The sequence below is a fragment of the Kitasatospora sp. NPDC091276 genome, from assembly GCF_040684355.1.
In the GTDB taxonomy this organism is placed as follows: Bacteria; Actinomycetota; Actinomycetes; order Streptomycetales; family Streptomycetaceae; genus Kitasatospora.
This window is the reverse complement of sequence record NZ_JBFBFU010000009.1, coordinates 169992-186320: the sequence shown is the minus strand read 5'-3', so window position 1 is coordinate 186320 and position 16329 is coordinate 169992. Positions and strand designations below refer to the sequence as shown.

Genomic DNA, 16329 nt, shown 5'->3' with positions numbered 1-16329 from the left:
GGGGCCTTGCGGTAAACGACGGGCCTCCCGTGCGCCCATGGCGGGTCAAGTCGCTTTTCGGGAGCTCTCATTGGGTCACGGTGCGTACCGACGGGGCGGCGACCGCTACTCGGAGTCGTCGGGCGAACGGCTCACCCCGAGGGATCCCCCGTCCCGCCTCACCAAGGCCATCGTGATCATGGTGACCTTCGGGTTCTTCACCGCCTCGGTCGTGGCCACCATCCGCAACCGCGACGGCCTCCCGTACCAACTGGCCGCCGTCACGGTCCTCTTGGTTCTGCTCGGCTTCCAGATCCTGCACGCCGGCCCGTGGCGCCACAGGCGACCGTGGTGGCCGTGGAGCCTGCTCGCCCACGGAGTGATCACCTACCTGCCGTTCCTGGTCTTCGACGGAGCGTGGGTCGGCATCCCCGGGTCGTTCGCCGGATCGATGCTGCTGACCGTCGCCGCGCCCAGGTCCTGGATCCTCTTCACCCTGCTGGTGGCGGGCCAGTACCCGATCTACGCGGCGCTGGGCGACAACCCCGGGCAGTGCCTCAACGCGAGCGTCTCCACGGCCGCGGGCGGAATCGTCGTCTACGGCGTGGCCCGACTGGCCGACATGACCGCGGAGTTGCGGGCAGCCCGCACCGAGCTGGCGGAGCGCGCCGTGGACCAGGAGAGGCTGCGCTTCTCACGGGACCTGCACGACCTGCTCGGCTACAGCCTCTCCGTAGCGGCGCTGAAGTGCCAGATCGCCGAGCGGACCGTACTGGAGGACCCGCGGCGCGCCCGGGCGGAGATCTCCGAGGTGCTGGCGATGGTGAGGCAGGCGATGTCCGACACCCGTTGGATCTCCAGCGGCGATCTCCAGATGTCATTGGCGCGGGAAACCCGCTTCGCCGCCTCGGCGTTGCGGGCGGCCGGCATCAGCGTGGAGGTCGACCTGGCCTACGGCGCCCTGCCGCCCGAGCACGACGCCGTACTGGCGACGGTGGCGCGGGAGGCCGTCACCAACCTGCTGCGGCACAGCGTGGCACGGCGCTGCGAGATCCGGGCCGTCAGGGGCGAACTCGGCGATGTGAGCCTGGTGGTGTCCAACGACGGCGTCCTGGCGGAGGGCGTCTCGGCGGAGCCGGGCGGCGGCCAGGGCATCGACAACCTCACGGAGCGGTTGCTCGCCGTCGGGGGACGGCTGACCGCGGAGGAGGGCGAGACCGGCTGGTTCCACCTCTCGGCGGTCATCGCGGCCCCGCAGAGCAGGACGACGTCCAGGGCCGGCTGACCGTGCGGTCGTGGCCGCGCGGCGCCCGGCGGCGACGGCCACGACCGCACGGCGCCCGCTACTCCCGGAGTCCCATGGCCTCGACCGGCTCCCTGCGCAGCGCCAGCCGGGTGGTCAGCAGTACGGTGCCCAGACCCAACAGAGCCGCCCCGCCCAGCACCGCGGCCGCCCAGGCCGCGGAGACGGACGGCCAGGCCGAGCCGGTGAGCGCGAGACTGACGGGCACCAGGACGGCGGCGGTGACCGCGGCACCGAGGGCGAGGGCCACGCCGACCGTGATGCCCCCCTCCCAGGCCATCATGCGCAGGATCTGACGGCGGGTGGTACCCACCAGGCGCAGCAGGGCGAACTCGCGCAACCGCTCGGTCGTGGCCATCACCAGGGTGTTGACGACGGCGATGGCCGTGAAGAGGCTGATCATGCCGAGGAGCAGCCGGCCGACGGCCGTGGCCGACTCCTGCCGGTGCCTGCGGGCGTCGTCGTACGCGGCCCGGTCGCTCGTACGGGCCATGGGGTAGGCGGCGGTGAGGCTTTGGAGCTCCCGGCCGACCTGCTGGGGGTCGGCGTCGGGGGCGGAGCGGACCAGGACCGTCGGCGCGAGGGGGTTCGGCGTGTGCGCGGCGGCGAACTCGGTGGGCATGAGGGCGTCGGCGAACCCCAGGTCGCGGTCGTAGACGGCGACCACCGTGGCGGTGCTCTCGCTGCCGTCCGTCCAGCCGATGCGGAGCTTGGCGCCGACGCCCGCGCCGAGTCCGGAGGCGGAGCGCTGCCCCAGCGCGACGCCGTCCCCGCGCAGTTGGTCCAGCGAGCCCGCGGTGACCCCGGGATCGAGCAGCTCGGACAGCTCGGTGGAATCGACCACCCGGGCACTGACGCCCCGCGAGCCGGCGGTGCCGGGCGATGCGTTGGACACCATGGTCATGGCGGGTACGACCCCGCTGACCGCTTTGACGCCGGGCAGTCGGCGGGCCGCGGCGACGAAGTCCGGGGGGAGCCCGACACCGTCGGCCTGGACCACGTGGTCGGCCCTCAGCCTTCGGCCGTCCTCGACCCCGGCGGCCTGGGCCTTGACCCCGGGGACGAACAGCACCGTGCTGGTGAAGGCCACCGCCAGCACCAGCGGGGTGACGGCGGCGGCGAAGCGGCGGGGCTGGGCGCGCAGGGCCGCGGACGCGAGGAACCCCGCCACGGGGAAGAGCCTGCCCACTGGTCCACCGATCACCACACTGGCGACCCGCCCGATCACCGGTCCGAGCAGCGCCACCCCCAGGAGAAGCAGCAGGACCATGCTCTCGGCCGTGCCCGCCCCGCTCCGGCTGCCCGTGGAGGACGCCAGCACCACGGCGCACACGGCGAGCGTCCCGGCCCCGAGCACCGCCCGCACCCAGCCGATCCGCGGCGCGGGCGCGGCGGACTCGCGCAGGGCCTGGGTCGGTTCGACCCGGGACGCCCGGCGCGCCGAGGCCCACACGGCGAGTTGCGCGGTGACGACGACCCCGCCGACGACGGTCAGCAGTGCGGTGGGCCCGACGTGGAGCGGGACGTCGGAGCGGACCACACCGCGGTCGACGAGTACGCCGCGGAGCAGCGACGCGACGCCGACCCCGACCGGGCATCCGACCAGCGCGGCGCCGAGGGTCAGGACCAGCGTCTCCATCGCGATCATCCGCCGCACCTGTCCCGACGTGGCGCCCACCGCCCGCAACAGGGCCATCTCCCGCAGGCGTTGCTGGACGGTGAGCGCGAGCGCTCCCGCCACCACGAACACCGAGATGAACAGGGACAGGATGCCGACGGTCCCGGCGAGCGAGGCCAGGCCGTCCCCGGGCCCGGGTGTGCCCGAGAACTCCCACTCGCCCCGCTGGTCGCCGGTGCTCACCTCGGGCCCGGACCAGAGCTCCGTCCCGGTGGCCGGGAAGGCCGTGGCGAGGACCTGTTCGACCTGCGCGGCCAGCGCCTGCGGATCGGCTCCGTCCCGTGCCGTGATGCCGATCGCGTCCGCGCCCTTGGTGGTGCCCGCGAGCCGGGCCGCCTGGTCGGGGCTGAAGAAGAGGGCGGCCTGGCGGGCCAACTCCCTTGGGGATGCGGCCAGTCCGGACACCGTGTAGGCACGGGGGGCGGTGGTGGTGGCCAGCCGCACGGTGTCGCCGGGCCGGAGCCCGCCGCGTGCGGCCGTCGCCTCGTCGAGGACCACCTCGTCGGGGCCGGTCGGCGGGTGGCCGGAGGCCAGGTGGAAGGGGGCGAGGACGGCGCTGGTCCAGGAGTGCCCGAGGGACGCGCCGCCCTGCGGGCCGGAGAGGAGCTGCCCCGATCCGGTGATCACGGCGGCGGGGAAGGAGACCTCCGGGGCGACGGTCCCGGCGCCGGGCAGTGCGGCCAGCTTTCCGATCAGCGGGTCGACGTCGGCCATCCGGGTCGAGCCGCTGATCACGACCGGGGCCGCCGCGTAGCGTTCGGTGGGGGTGCCCGCACGCAGGGCGGACTCCAGCAGGACACCGCACGCGGCGGTCAGGACGAGGGCGAACGACAGTGCGGTGAAAGCACCGGCGAAGCCCGCCTTGCGGGCGCGCACCGTCTGCCAGGCCAGTAGGAGCATGCCGTTCAGCGCCTTCCCAGGTGGGTCATCCGGTCCGCGACCTGCTCGGGCGAGGGGCTGGCGAGTGCCTCGACGAAGGAGCCGTCCGCCAGGAAGAACACCTGGTCCGCGTAGGAGGCGGCGACCGGGTCGTGCGTCACCATGATCACGGTCTGCCCCAGTCCGTCGACGACGTGCCGCAGCAGCCGCAGGACCTCCGTACCGGTGGTGCTGTCCAGGGCGCCCGTGGGCTCGTCCGCGAAGACGACCTCGGGTCGCGTCACCAGGGCCCGGGCGATCGCCACCCGCTGCTGCTGACCGCCCGACAGCTGGGTGGGCAGGTGCCGCACCCGGTCGGCGAGGCCGGTCCGGTCGAGGATCTCCCCCAGCCAGGCCCGGTCCGCCCGGCGCCGGGCCAGTCGCAGCGGCAGCGTGACGTTCTGCTCGACCGTCAGGGAGGGCAGGAGGTTGAAGGACTGGAAGACGAAGCCGATCCGCTGCCGGCGCAGGACGGTCAGCTCGGTGTCGCCGAGCGCCCCCAGCTCCACGCCGGCCAGCCGGACCTGACCGGAGGTCGGACGGTCGAGCCCGGCGGCGCAGTGCAGGAACGTGCTCTTCCCGGACCCCGAGGGCCCCATCACCGCGGTGAACCCGCCCCGCCGGAACTCCATCGACACCTCGCGCAGGGCGTGCACGGCCCCCGCCCCGCGCCCGTACACCTTGCTCACCCCGTCGAGCCGCACCGCCAGGTCCGGCTCCGAAGCGGAATGGGCCTGTTCCGGATCGCTGGAATCCGCAGTCCGAGAGAAAACGGGAATCCCCTCCTCGATGTGGCGCCCTGCCCTCATTTACCGCAAGCTTAGCCAAATCCACACCGCCCGCCTGGACCTCCGACAGCTTCCGGACAGCGGTCGGGCGGCACCCCCGAATGCTCCTTCCCAGGTCAAACGGCCACCAGGCCTTCTGGCGGCCCGTCCGGGAGGGTCCGGAAGTGGACAATCCATGGACACATCCATGCGAATCGCATGGGGCATTTCATGGAGTACCTCGTAGCCAAAAGGCCGCCCGGATGCCAGGATCGTACTTGTTCGAAATAATCAAACGCGAACCTCCGGAATTCGGCAAAGATAGCTTCTGTCCGGTTTTCCGGACTTCCGACGGTTCGGCCGCTCATTGCTTTGGAGTACTTCGGATAAGTCACGGGGGTAGTGATGTCCCAGCATTACGATGTGTACTGTATGGCTGATCCGACATTCTTCGACTCGCCCACCGAGTTGAAGGAGGAGGGCCTGGATTTCGCCTTGTCCGACCGGGCGGTGCCCGAGGGCTGGAGCCGGATCCGGAACGGTGACTGGGTGATATACCGCCCCGAGGGCGGCAGGCCGCTGCCCCGGCAGGGCTGGAAGATCCACACGTCCGGCCGAGCGGAGAACGCCGACAGGATTCTCGACGAGGTCTGGGACCACTGCATGAGCGAGCGCATCGCGTTCAAGCACCTGTCCGGCCGCCACATCCTGCACACCCGGAACATGAAGTACGCGCACCGAGGCTCCAGCGGCAAGCTCGTCACCATCTACCCTCGGGACGAGGCCCAACTGAAGGCCGTGCTGGAGGCGCTCGACCTCCGCATCGGGGGCGAGACCGGGCCCTACATCCTGAGTGACCTGCGGTGGAACGCCGGCCCACTGTACGTGCGCTACGGCGGCTTCGCCGAGCGGCACATGGTCTCCGACCAGGGCCTGCTCATCCAGGCCATCGAGGCGCCCGACGGAACGCTGGTGCCCGACCGGCGCGATCCGGCCTTCCACGTTCCGCCGTGGGTGACGCTTCCGGACTTCCTGGCTCCCCAACTGAGGGCCCGGCAGCAGGAGTCGGTCGAGGACCTGCCCTACCGGATCCAGAAGGTGCTGCACTTCTCGAACGGCGGCGGCCTCTACGTCGGCGAGGACGAACGGACCGGGCAGCAGATCGTGCTCAAGGAGGCCCGGGCCCACGCCGGTCTGACCAGCGACGGGGCGGACGCGGTCGCCCGGCTCCAACGCGAGCGGGACGTTCTCGAACGGCTCGCCGGACTGAGCGTAGTGCCCAAGGCCATCGACTACTTCGTGGTCGGCGACCACCATTTCCTGGTCGAGGAATTCCTGGACGGTCAGCCGCTCAACAAGTTCTTCGGCCAGCGCTACCCATACAACAAGTCCAGGCCGGACAAGGCGGAAATCGCCGAGTACACGGACTGGGCCCTCGGGATCTGTCGCGCCATCGAGGAGGCGGTCGACGCGCTGCACGGGCGCGGAGTGGTCTTCGGCGACCTGCATCCGTTCAACGTCATGGTCCGGCCCGATGGCCGCGTCGCGCTGATCGACTACGAGGTCGCGGCCGGGGTGGAGGCCGAGACCAAACCGGCGCTCGGCAACCCCGCCTACGCGGCACCGCGCGACCGGACCGGGTTCGACATCGACCGGTACGCCTTGGGCTGCATCCGGCTCGCGATGTTCCTGCCCCTGACCGCCCTGCTCCGCCAGGACATCGGCAAGGCCAGGCACCTGGCGGAGGAGATCGCCGCCCGGTTCCCGGTGCCACAGGACTTCCTCGACGCCGCGGTGCGGGACATCCTCGGCCCGACCCGTACCGACGCCATTGGCTCCGGCTCCGGCTCCGGCTCCGGCTCCGGACTGGCCACGGCGCCCTTGCCGACGCCACGTCAGGACGGCTGGGCAAGCACCCGCGACTCGCTGGCGGGCGCCATCCTGGCCAGCGCCACCCCGGACCGTGACGACCGGCTCTTCCCCGGCGACATCGAGCAGTTCAAGACGGGCGGACTCAACCTCGCCCACGGCGCCGCCGGAGTGCTGTACGCGCTGGACGTGACCGGAGCCGGCCGTTTCCCGGAACACGAGCAGTGGTTGCTGGACCGCGCCCTGCGCAGGGACCAGCGCGCCCGGTTGGGTTTCTACGACGGCCTGCACGGCGTGGCCCACGTCCTCGATCGTCTCGGCCACCGGAGCGAGGCATTGAAGGTGATCGAGCTCTGCCTCGCCGAGGCCTGGGAAGGTCTGGGGACCGACCTCCTGAGCGGTCTCTCCGGTCTCGCGCTCAACTTCGTGCACCTCGCCGACGTCACCGGGGAATCCTCGCTGCGCGACGCCGCCTTCCGGGCCGCCGACCTGGTGTCGGGGCAGCTCGGCGGAGCGGACGACGTGCCCGTGACCAGCGGCGGACGCCATCCGTATGCGGGGCTGATGCGCGGCTCCGCCGGACCCGCCCTGATGTTCGTCCGGCTGTACGAACAGACCCGCGACGAGACCTTCCTGGATCTGGCCGCCACCGCACTGAGGCAGGACCTGCGCCGCTGCCTGGTCCGCGCGGACGGCGCCCTGCACGTCAACGAGGGATGGCGCTCGATGCCCTACCTCGCGACCGGCAGCGCGGGTCTCGCGATGGTTCTGGAGCTCTACCTGGCGCACCGCGAGGACGAGCAGTTCCGCACCGCCACCGCCGGTGTGCGGATCTCCTCGCAGTCCGAGCACTACGTCCTGTCCGGCCTCTTCAACGGCAGGGCCGGCATCCTGCAGCACCTCGCTTCGACGTCACGGCACCCACAGCCGGCGGACGACCCCGACGTGGCTGTGCAGATCAGGGCCCTCTCCTGGCACGCTCTCTCCTACCAGGGCCACCTCGCCTACCCCGGCGAGCAGTTGCTCCGACTGTCGATGGACCTCGCCACCGGCTCCGCGGGGGTGCTGCTCGCCCTCGGCTCGGCCCTGGGCGAAGGCCCGGTCCACCTGCCGTTCCTCGGCCGCACCGGCTCCGCCTGAACCGGCACGGACCGCCGGCCGCAGCGGCCCTCCCGGCCGGGCGACGCCCTCCACCGGGCCTCGTGACCGCGCCACCCCACAGACTTCCCTTCCGACCCCGGAAGGGTGCCCACAAGGGCGAGACCGCATCCACCTGAAAGGAACGACCATGGCACTGCTCGACCTGCAGACGATGGAACTCCCCACCGAGGCGGAGGAGATGACCCCGATGGGCAGCGGTCAGAGCACCGACTGCTCGAACTCCAGCTGGCTGTTCTGCAACTGACGCCGACCGGTTCGGTTCCGTCGCAGCACCCGGCACAGCACTGACCACCCGCACGACAACCCGAAAGGAACGACCATGGCACTGCTCGACCTGCAGACGATGGAACTCCCCACCGAGGCGGAGGAGATGACCCCGATGGGCAGCGGTCAGAGCTCCGACTGCTCGAACTCCAGCTGGCTGTTCTGTAACTGACGCCAGCCTACCCGCTAGTCGGTGAGGCCACCCGGTCCTGGGCGGGCACCTGCCCGGGGCCGGGTGGCCTGCGCCTTGCGTCCTCCGCACGGTCGACGCACGGCCGAAGATTCAGCAGTCCACCGCGACGACCTGGACGGGCAGAGCGATGACCGACCCCCTGGAAACGGGCGACCGTGCCGGCCCCCGATTCAGCCGTGCCGCTGACCGGCTGCTGCTGCGCACGGTTCGGCAAGCCGGCGGCTGGGCCGTCCTCCTGGTGCTCTCGGCGCTCGGGAGCGTGGTGGCCCAGGTGCTCCTCCCCGCCCTGGTCGGTGCCGCGGTGGACAGCGCGATGGCCGGCCGCACCGCGGACGGGCGGATCACCAGCTGTTCCTTCGCGATCGCCCTGTTCATCGTCTGCGAGGTGCTGGCCGACCTCGCGGCGGGCCGGAGCTCCGCCACTGCCACGGCCTGGCTGCGCCGCGCCCAACTCGCCCACCTGCTGACCCTGGGCGGGCGGGCCACCGCCCGTTTCAGCCCCGGCGACCTCACCACCCGACTGATCGGCGGCGCTGCGGACGCGGGTGCCGTGGGGGAGGCCGCCGTGTGGGCGGCGCTGTCCGCCATCCCGACGCTCACCAGTGTCGTCGCGCTCTGGCTGATCGACCCGCGGCTGGCTGCGACCTTCCTCGTCGGCATGCCCGCACTGTTCCTCTTCCTGCGGTCGTACGCGCAGGACATGTCGGCCCTGATCGCCCGCTACCAGCGGGTCCAAGGGGCCATCGCCGCGGGCTTCGTCGAGGCCTTGGGCGGAATGCGGACCATCGCCGCGGCGGGGACCGCGGACCAGGAGGCGGAACGGGTCCTGCGTCCGCTCCCCGAACTGAGCAGCGTCGGACACGGGTTCTGGCGGGCACAGACCAAGGTGGCGGCGCAAAGCGCTCTCCTGGTGCCGCTGTTGGAGGTCGCTGTGCTCTCGGTCGCCGGGTTCGGCCTGGCGGCGGGCCGCGTCACGCCCGGTGAGATGCTTGCCGCCGCCCGCTACGCCGCCCTGGGCGCGGGAGTCGGCATGACCGCGATGCTCCTCGGCAGGATCGCCCGCTCCAGGGCCGCTGCCGGACGGATCGAGGAGGTCATGGCGGAGCCCGCCATGGCGTACGGGACCAGGGAGCTGCCGACCGGCACCGGGCGTCTGGAACTCCGCGACGTCACCGTGCGGGTCGCGCGGGAGACGCTGTTCGAAGGCGTCAACCTGACGGTGCCCGGTGGGACTTCACTCGCCCTTGTGGGCCGCTCCGGCGCGGGCAAGTCCGTTCTCGCCTCCGTTGCCGGACGATTGACGGACCCACAGGACGGCACGGTGCTGCTGGACGGGGTGCCGTTGCCGGATCTGTCGCACGACGGGCTCCGCGGCGCGATCGCGTACGCCTTCGAGCGCCCGGCCTTGTTGGGCGGGACCGTCGGGGAGGCCATCGCGCTCGGCGATGCGGCGGAGGCGGACCGGTCGCGAATCGCCCGGGCCGCTGCGGCCGCTTGCATCGACGCGTTCGTCCAGCGGCTGCCGGAGGGCTACCGCACCGACGTCCGGAAGGTGCCGATGTCCGGGGGCGAGATCCAACGCATCGGCCTGGCCCGGGCGTTCGCACACCAGGGCAAGGTCCTGATCCTCGACGACGCGACCTCCAGCCTCGACACCGTCACCGAGTTCCGGATCAGTGCTGCTCTCACCACCGGGTCGGGCAGCCGTACGCGCCTGGTCGTGGCCCACCGGGCCTCCACCGCCGCCCGGTGCGATCTGGTGGCGTGGCTGGACGACGGCGGCATCCGGCAGGTCGGCCCGCACAGCGAGCTCTGGGGCCTGCCCGAGTACCGGGCCGTGTTCCAACCCGAGCCGTCGCCCGGCGGGGGCGGCGCGGAGCACACCGCAGCGCGTCCCCGACAGGCCGAGGTGACCGCATGAGCAGCGTGAGCGGATCGCCGGCCGACCGGCCCGTCCCGCTACGGACCGAGCTGATCGCCCCGCTTCGCCGTCAGCCCCGCGTGGTCGGGCAACTGGCGCTGTGGTCGATGGTGGAGGCAGTGCCCGGGTTCGCCGCCGGCCGGCTGGTGGCGGCCTCGGTCGACTCCGGCTTCGGCGCCGGCCGGCCGATGGCCGGGATGGCCTACCTGGCGCTGCTCGGGACCGCGGTCTTCCTCGGCGCATGGGCGACCCGCCAGGTGTACCCGCGATTGGCGGCCCTGGTGGAACCCCTCCGGGACGAGCTGGTGCGGCGGGTGGTGACCGGCGGGCTGCACACGGTCGAAGCACTTCCGGGGCGTCCCGACACATCGGGAGTTGCCCGGCTGACGCACCAGGTGGAGATCGTCCGCGAGGCGTACGCCGGGATCACCATGGTCGTCCGCAGGTTCGTCTTCACGGTGGGCGGCGCACTGCTGGGCATGTGCTTCCTGGAGCCCGTGGTCCTGGCCGTGGTCCTGCCGCCGCTGGTCGCCGCAGCAGGACTGCTGGCGCTGATGCTGCGCCGGACGACCGACGGCCAGCGCGAACTGCTCCTCGCGGACGAACACCTCGCCGCGATGGCCGGCACCGTCATCGCCGGACTGCGCGACGTGACCGCCGCCGGCGCCGAGCGGTGGACGGGCGACCGGCTGGAGGCGGCCGTCCGGCGGCAGGCCGACGCAGCGCAGCGGATCGCCCGGCTGACGGCGAACCGGACCATGGTGCTGGCCGTCGGCGGCTGGCTACCGCTGGTCCTTCTGCTGTCCAGCGCGTCCTGGCTGACCGGGCAAGGGGTGACGGCCGGGGCCCTCCTCGGCTCGGTCACCTACATCATGCAGGGACTCCAACCCGCGCTGCAGACCCTCGTCCAGGGCCTGGGCGGGAGCGGTGTCCGACTGGCCGTCACCCTGCGCCGCATCCTGGAATCCACTCCGGCCGTGCAGGCCCCGGCGGCCGGGGCCGTGGAAGGCCCCCACCAGCCGGCAGGCCCGCGCGGCGGGACCGGCCTCGGGCGCGGCGTGGAGCTGAACCAGGTCACCTTCGCCTACGGCCCCGGTGCCGAACCGGTGGTGCGCGACCTCGACCTCGTCATCGAAGCCGGGGACCACCTGGTCGTGGTCGGCCCCAGCGGGATCGGGAAGTCGACCTTCGCCGGCCTGATCGCCGGACTCCTCCGGCCCACGAGCGGCGAGGTGCGATTCGACGGCCGCCCGCTGCCCGACCTCGCAGCCGCGCTGGTCCACCGCCGCGTCCTGATCCCGCAGGAGGCCTACGTCTTCTCCGGAACCTTGGCCGAGAACCTGACCTACCTCAACCCCGCCGCGAGCTCGGACGAGTGGGAGGTGGCCGTAGCCGCCATCGGTCTGGAACGGCTGGTCGAGCGGCTCGGCGGCTATCGGGCCACCGTCCCGGCGGATGCGCTCTCGGCCGGCGAGCGCCAGCAGATCGCCCTGGCCCGCGCCTACCTGTCGCCTGCCGAACTCGTCATCCTGGACGAGGCGACGTGCCATCTCGACCCGGTCTCGGAAGCTCGGGCAGAGGAGGCGTTCATCCGGCGTCCGGGGACCCTGGTGATCATCGCCCACCGGATGAGCTCGGCCCTGCGGGCCCGTCGAGTCCTCGTGATGGACGGGACGGACGCCACCGTGGGAAACCACGAGGAACTGCTGGCGCGCTCGGGGCTCTACCGCGACCTCGCCGGCCACTGGCAGCGACCCGCCGGGGCCGGGGCCCTATGAGGGGCGAGGGCCGGCGGAGAGCCAGCCCATCTCCTCGGCGATCCGAATGGCGTCCACCCGGCTGCGTCCCCCGGCCTTGGTCACCGCGGCGGCCAGGTGGTTGCGGGCGGTTCCCGCCGAAATGAACAGCCGGGCGGCGATCTCCGTGACGGAGGCACCTTCCGCGGCCAGGCGCAGGGTGTCCAACTCCCTGGGCGTCAGCGGGTTCTCGCGCGCCCCCAGGGCGGCGAGGGCCAGCTCCGGGTCGATGGCGCGCTCGCCGGCGGCCACCTTCCTGATCGCCGCGGCCAGTTCCTCGGCCGGGGCGTCCTTGCCGAGGAACCCGAGCACGTGAACGGACATCGCACTGCGCAGATGCGCGGGTCTCGCCAGCCCGGTCAGGATGAGCGTCCCGCACGTCGGGAGCTTGTCGTGCAACTCGGCCGCGGCCCGGAGCCCGTCCAGACCGGGCATGTCGATGTCGAGCACCGCCACGTCCGGCCGGACCCGCAGCGCCGTCGGCACCACCAGGTCACCGCGTTCGACGTCCGCGACGACCTCCAGATCGTCCTCGTACGCGAGGAGTGCCATCAGCGCGCTGCGCACCATGGTCATGTCCTCGGCTAACAGAACCCTGATCATCTGCGTCCTCCCCTGGCAGGCAACCGCCGCCCGCGCGGCTCCATGAGACAACAGGGCTGCGGGCAGCCCGTATCCGATTGATCCACCATGCGTTACCGCGAGCGACGGAAACAACAGTGCGAACCCGATCGAACTACGGCCACCCCTCCGCGAACACGGATCCGGCACGGCGGACCCGAAGTGGCCCGGACAACACAAGAGCCGCAGGTCAGATGACCTGCGGCTCTCGGTACGGAGCGGGCGACGAGAATCGAACTCGCGCTCTAAGCTTGGGAAGCTCATGTTCTACCATTAAACTACGCCCGCCTGATGAGCCGTCAGAGACCGCTCAATCCAGTGTCACTGTACCCCATTCGCGACTGTGGTTGCACGGCCCGCCCGGGGAGTGGCGGGGCGGGCAGGGGTGGGTGGGGGGCGTACTGTGTGGGCCGCGTACGAGTGCTCCGGCGGGTGGGTTCGGGGCGGCGAGCCACGGTGTGGAATGTCCGGAGCATCCCCTAATGTGACGCTGTCCCGGGGCGAGGTCCCGCGGGGCGCGATGAGTACGGGTGAGTACTGGGTTAGGGATGGGAAGGGGATCGATGGAGCAGCGCGCCGTCGTTCGTTGTGCCGAGGGGCACCTGTTCAGCACCACCACGTTCCCGATGCAGAACCTCGGTCCGGGCCGGCTCGGGCCCGGGCGGCTGATCCGCTGTCCGCAGTGCGGGCGGCTGAGGAGTTCGGTGCTGGCCGACGTGCGGGAGCTGTCGGCGCCGCAGCTGGACCGGGCGCTGCGGCTGGAGGCCGCGGAGTTCCTGGCCTGACGGTCGACGCGAGGACGGAACGGGCCCCGGGCGGATTCGTCCGGGGCCCTGTCGTGCACGTAACCTCGAAGCGTGCTGCTCTCTGACAAGGACATCCGGACCGAAATCGACCTGGGCCGGGTCGTCGTCGACCCGTTCGACCCGGCGATGATCCAGCCGTCGAGCATCGACGTGCGCCTCGACCGCTTCTTCCGCGTGTTCGAGAACCACCGCTACCCGCACATCGACCCCTCCGAGGAGCAGCCGGACCTGACCCGGCTGGTGGAGCCCGAGGGCGACGACGCGTTCATCCTGCACCCGGGCGAGTTCGTGCTGGCCTCGACGTACGAGGTCATCTCGCTGCCCGACGACGTGGCGTCCCGGCTGGAGGGCAAGTCGAGCCTGGGCCGGCTGGGCCTGCTGACGCACTCGACGGCCGGCTTCATCGACCCCGGTTTCAACGGTCACGTGACGCTGGAGCTGTCGAACGTCGCGACGCTGCCGATCAAGCTGTACCCGGGGATGAAGATCGGGCAGCTCTGCCTGTTCCGGCTCTCCTCGCCGTCGGAGCACCCGTACGGCTCGGAGCGGTACGGCTCGCGCTACCAGGGCCAGCGCGGCCCGACGCCGTCCCGTTCGTTCCTGAACTTCCACCGCACCGACGTCTGATCCGGGCGGAGCGCACGCAGTACGGGCGGCCGACCCTCGCCGATGACGGACGAGGGGCGGCCGCCCGTCGCGTTTCCCGGGTGCTCAGGCCCGCTTGGGGCGGGTGACGGCGACCAGTTCGGTGCCGTCCTCGGAGAGCCGCAGTTCGGTGCGGAGTTCGGCGAGTTCGCCGAGGTGGTGCAGGTGGGTGCCGCCGCAGGAGATCTGCGCGCCGCCCTCGGGAAGCTCGCAGTGCCACTGGCGGCGGGCGGTGAGCTCGGGGCCGGGGACCTCAATGCGGACCGGGGCGTCGGCGGCGACCCAGGCTGCGAGCCGGGCGTTGACGGCCTCGGTGAGGGCGGGCAGGGCGTCCGCGAGGGCGGGGAGCTCGTCGGTGGCGTCCGCCGTGAAGCCCTTCTTCTTCAGCGACTTGCCGAGCCGGTAGGTGTCGGTGCTGGCCTCGGTGTCCATCACCGAGGTGGCCATCGCGAGGCTGTCGAAGTCGGGGTGGCCGAGGGCGTCGGAGCGGCCCGGGTCCTTGCGCCAGCGCGGCGCGAGGGCCTCGTTGAGGGCGAGGGCGAGCAGGTGGCAGCCGCTGTGCGAGGCACTGAGGGCGGCCCGGCGGTCGGCGTCGACGGCGAGGACGGCGGTGCGCCCGACGAGGTCGCCGGGGTCGGTGTCGACGACGTGCAGGACCAGCCAGGACCACTCCTCGTCGCCGCGCCGGACCGGGATGTCGGCCCCGGCCAGCGGCGTTCCACCGTCCGGGCCGACGGCGCCGGTGAGGCAGTCGACGACGGCCAGCTCGGTGCCGTCGACGGTGAGGGTGCCGAGGTCCGCGGGCTGGTCGGGCCAGGTGTGGTCGAGCGGGTGGAACGGGGTGGCCCCGGTCACGACGGCGTGCCGGCCGTCCCCCAGCGGGTGCACCGCGATCACCGTCGACTCGCCGGTCACCGCCCCGGCCGGGAAGCTGACGTGCGTGGTGGGGAGGGTCATTCCTGGCTCCGGTGACGTGGAACGGGTGAGGGAGTGAGGGGGTGGGGAGTGAGGGAGTGAGGGAGTGGAGGCGTGAGGGGGTGGGGGGTGAAGGCTGAGGGGGTGAAGAGGGTGGACGGGCCCCGGCCTGACCGGGATCCGTCCACCATTGTGCCCTCCGGCCGTCAGCCCAGGGTCGGCAGCTTGATCAGCACCAGCAGCGCGAGCAGTTGCACCGCCGAGGCGGCGGCCGCCTTACCCCAGGGCAGGTCGTGCACCCGCCGGACCATGCTGGTCAGCAGGTACGCGCAGAACGCCCAGGTGGCCCATCCGGCGACCTGGACGACCGCGCTGCCCGAGGGCAGCACCAGGTCGAGCAGCAGCCGGGGCGCGTCCGTCAGCCAGCCGATCAGCGCGGCCAGGCCGACCGTCGACTTCCACGGGCCGTCCCCGCCGAGCTGGCGGGCCAGCGCGTAGGTGACGCCGCCGAAGACCGCTCCGGCCACGGCGAAGCCGATCGCGGCGGCGGCGATGCCGGTCAGCGCGACGGTGAAGGTCGAGTCGACGATGTCGTCGTGGGTCAGGCCGATGCCGAGCACCGCGAGCGCGCCGTACAGCATCGAGACGGTGAGGGCGGGCAGCCAGACCTGGTGGTCGCGGGCGCGGTCGAAGGTCGCGGTGGGGGCGCGGAAGATGCCGATGAGCAGTTCGCGCCAGTGCGGGCGGGGCCCGGCGACGTGCGGGGCGGACTGGCCGCCGGCCCGGTAGACGGTGACGTTGTCCTGGCCGTACGGCGGCTGCTGCTGCGGCCCGTAGCCGTCCTGGCCGTAGCCGTCGCCCTGCGGGTGTCCGCCCTGGTCGTAGCCCTGGTCGTAGCCCTCGGCGCCGTACCCCTCCTGCGGGTACCCGGGGTAGCCGGCCGGTCCGGGGTGCCCGGGGTACTGGCCCTGGTCGTAGTACCCCTGGTGGGGCGGCTCCTGCGCGTACGGGTCGCCGGTCGGGAAGGCCCGGGTGCCGCCGGGCCGGTCGGCGGCGTACGGGTCGTAGCCGCCCTGCGGGCCCGGGGCGCCGGGGCCTCCGGGCCTGCCGTCGGGGCCGTCGGTCACGCCCCGGTGCGAGGTCGTGAAGTACTCCGGCCCGTCCGTCTGCCCGTGCCCCCCGGGCCCCGCCGGCGGCGGAGGGGGCGCCCACCCGCCGTGGGGGTCGGCGCCCTGCCCGCTGTCGTATCGATTACCAGCCACGCTCTGACGGTACCCGTCCGGCCCAATCCGCGTGGGGCCTGGACGGAGCCGGGGCCGGTTTGCAGCGAGCCTGAGACGAACGCGGCCGAAATCCCGCCGCCGACGGCGCCACCGCCGATCCGCCGACGGCGCTACCGCGACCCGGCGACAGCGCTACCGCGGCCCGGCGGCAGCGCCCCGGCCCGGCCCGGCGTCCTGCTACCGCTGCGCGCTGACCGAGGGCCCGTGCAC

General features: G+C 72.4%; 13 protein-coding genes and 1 tRNA gene. 8 read left to right on the top strand and 6 right to left on the bottom strand.

Annotated features, from left to right (window positions below; all coding sequences use genetic code 11):
• Nucleotides 1-70 precede the first annotated feature (70 nt).
• On the top strand, nucleotides 71-1264 hold the full coding sequence (locus tag AB0O19_RS14030) for a histidine kinase (protein ID WP_363619465.1): 1194 nt from the start codon (nucleotides 71-73) through the stop codon (nucleotides 1262-1264).
• A 58-nt stretch (nucleotides 1265-1322) separates the two neighbouring features.
• Here AB0O19_RS14030 and AB0O19_RS14025 read toward each other — a convergent pair whose 3' ends face one another.
• Both AB0O19_RS14025 and AB0O19_RS14020 read right to left on the bottom strand, forming a co-directional pair.
• On the bottom strand, nucleotides 1323-3860 hold the full coding sequence (locus AB0O19_RS14025) for an FtsX-like permease family protein (protein WP_363619464.1): 2538 nt from the start codon (nucleotides 3858-3860) through the stop codon (nucleotides 1323-1325).
• Nucleotides 3861-3865: 5 nt separating this feature from the next.
• Nucleotides 3866-4588 (bottom strand): ABC transporter ATP-binding protein, encoded by a 723-nt coding sequence (locus tag AB0O19_RS14020; RefSeq protein WP_363619525.1) that lies wholly within the window; start codon nucleotides 4586-4588, stop codon nucleotides 3866-3868.
• A gap of 489 nt (nucleotides 4589-5077) precedes the next feature.
• Here AB0O19_RS14020 and lanKC point away from each other — a divergent pair, with 489 nt between their 5' ends.
• From lanKC to AB0O19_RS13995, 5 genes are all read left to right on the top strand, one after another.
• Nucleotides 5078-7654, top strand: a complete 2577-nt coding sequence (gene lanKC / locus AB0O19_RS14015; RefSeq protein WP_363619463.1) for a class III lanthionine synthetase LanKC — start codon at nucleotides 5078-5080, stop codon at nucleotides 7652-7654.
• Nucleotides 7655-7802: 148 nt separating this feature from the next.
• Complete coding sequence (locus tag AB0O19_RS14010; RefSeq protein WP_363619462.1) at nucleotides 7803-7919, top strand: SapB/AmfS family lanthipeptide; 117 nt, start codon at nucleotides 7803-7805, stop codon at nucleotides 7917-7919.
• A gap of 75 nt (nucleotides 7920-7994) precedes the next feature.
• A complete protein-coding gene (locus AB0O19_RS14005) occupies nucleotides 7995-8111 on the top strand; it encodes a SapB/AmfS family lanthipeptide (RefSeq protein WP_363619461.1) in 117 nt (38 codons plus the stop codon).
• A 148-nt stretch (nucleotides 8112-8259) separates the two neighbouring features.
• Nucleotides 8260-10053: an ABC transporter ATP-binding protein gene (locus tag AB0O19_RS14000; RefSeq protein WP_363619460.1), complete on the top strand. Its 1794-nt coding sequence runs from the start codon at nucleotides 8260-8262 to the stop codon at nucleotides 10051-10053.
• Nucleotides 10050-11831, top strand: a complete 1782-nt coding sequence (locus AB0O19_RS13995; protein ID WP_363619459.1) for an ABC transporter ATP-binding protein — start codon at nucleotides 10050-10052, stop codon at nucleotides 11829-11831. Before AB0O19_RS14000 ends, AB0O19_RS13995 begins: the two co-directional genes overlap by 4 nt.
• Here the strand turns inward: AB0O19_RS13995 and AB0O19_RS13990 are convergent.
• Both AB0O19_RS13990 and AB0O19_RS13985 read right to left on the bottom strand, forming a co-directional pair.
• The gene (locus AB0O19_RS13990; protein ID WP_363619458.1) at nucleotides 11826-12452 is read right to left on the bottom strand and encodes a response regulator transcription factor; all 627 of its coding nucleotides are present in this window, start codon (nucleotides 12450-12452) and stop codon (nucleotides 11826-11828) included. The two genes, AB0O19_RS13995 and AB0O19_RS13990, sit on opposite strands and share 6 nt — an antisense overlap.
• A gap of 235 nt (nucleotides 12453-12687) precedes the next feature.
• Nucleotides 12688-12758, bottom strand: a tRNA-Gly gene (locus AB0O19_RS13985).
• Between the two features lie 275 nt (nucleotides 12759-13033).
• On the opposite strand from AB0O19_RS13985, the gene AB0O19_RS13980 reads away from it, so the two are divergent.
• Nucleotides 13034-13255: a hypothetical protein gene (locus AB0O19_RS13980; RefSeq protein ID WP_079135746.1), complete on the top strand. Its 222-nt coding sequence runs from the start codon at nucleotides 13034-13036 to the stop codon at nucleotides 13253-13255.
• 72 nt (nucleotides 13256-13327) lie between these two features.
• Nucleotides 13328-13903, top strand: a complete 576-nt coding sequence (gene dcd, locus AB0O19_RS13975; RefSeq protein ID WP_363579803.1) for a dCTP deaminase — start codon at nucleotides 13328-13330, stop codon at nucleotides 13901-13903.
• An 84-nt stretch (nucleotides 13904-13987) separates the two neighbouring features.
• Here the strand turns inward: dcd and AB0O19_RS13970 are convergent, their stop codons facing one another.
• Nucleotides 13988-14878 carry a metal-dependent hydrolase gene (locus AB0O19_RS13970; protein ID WP_363619457.1) on the bottom strand — a complete coding sequence of 297 codons (891 nt, stop codon included), beginning with the start codon at nucleotides 14876-14878 and terminating at the stop codon, nucleotides 13988-13990.
• 164 nt (nucleotides 14879-15042) lie between these two features.
• On the bottom strand, nucleotides 15043-16098 hold the full coding sequence (locus AB0O19_RS13965; protein WP_363619456.1) for a Yip1 family protein: 1056 nt from the start codon (nucleotides 16096-16098) through the stop codon (nucleotides 15043-15045).
• Between the last annotated feature and the right edge of the window lie 231 nt (nucleotides 16099-16329).

Coding starts and splice junctions, on each gene's coding strand:
- AB0O19_RS13970 (WP_363619457.1), bottom strand. CDS start 14,878: ATGACCCTCCCCACCACGCACGTCAGCTTCCCGGCCGGGGCGGTGACC.
- AB0O19_RS13995 (WP_363619459.1), top strand. CDS start 10,050: ATGAGCAGCGTGAGCGGATCGCCGGCCGACCGGCCCGTCCCGCTACGG.
- AB0O19_RS14010 (WP_363619462.1), top strand. CDS start 7,803: ATGGCACTGCTCGACCTGCAGACGATGGAACTCCCCACCGAGGCGGAG.
- AB0O19_RS13980 (WP_079135746.1), top strand. CDS start 13,034: ATGGAGCAGCGCGCCGTCGTTCGTTGTGCCGAGGGGCACCTGTTCAGC.
- lanKC (WP_363619463.1), top strand. CDS start 5,078: ATGGCTGATCCGACATTCTTCGACTCGCCCACCGAGTTGAAGGAGGAG.
- AB0O19_RS14005 (WP_363619461.1), top strand. CDS start 7,995: ATGGCACTGCTCGACCTGCAGACGATGGAACTCCCCACCGAGGCGGAG.
- AB0O19_RS13990 (WP_363619458.1), bottom strand. CDS start 12,452: ATGATCAGGGTTCTGTTAGCCGAGGACATGACCATGGTGCGCAGCGCG.
- AB0O19_RS14025 (WP_363619464.1), bottom strand. CDS start 3,860: ATGCTCCTACTGGCCTGGCAGACGGTGCGCGCCCGCAAGGCGGGCTTC.
- AB0O19_RS14000 (WP_363619460.1), top strand. CDS start 8,260: ATGACCGACCCCCTGGAAACGGGCGACCGTGCCGGCCCCCGATTCAGC.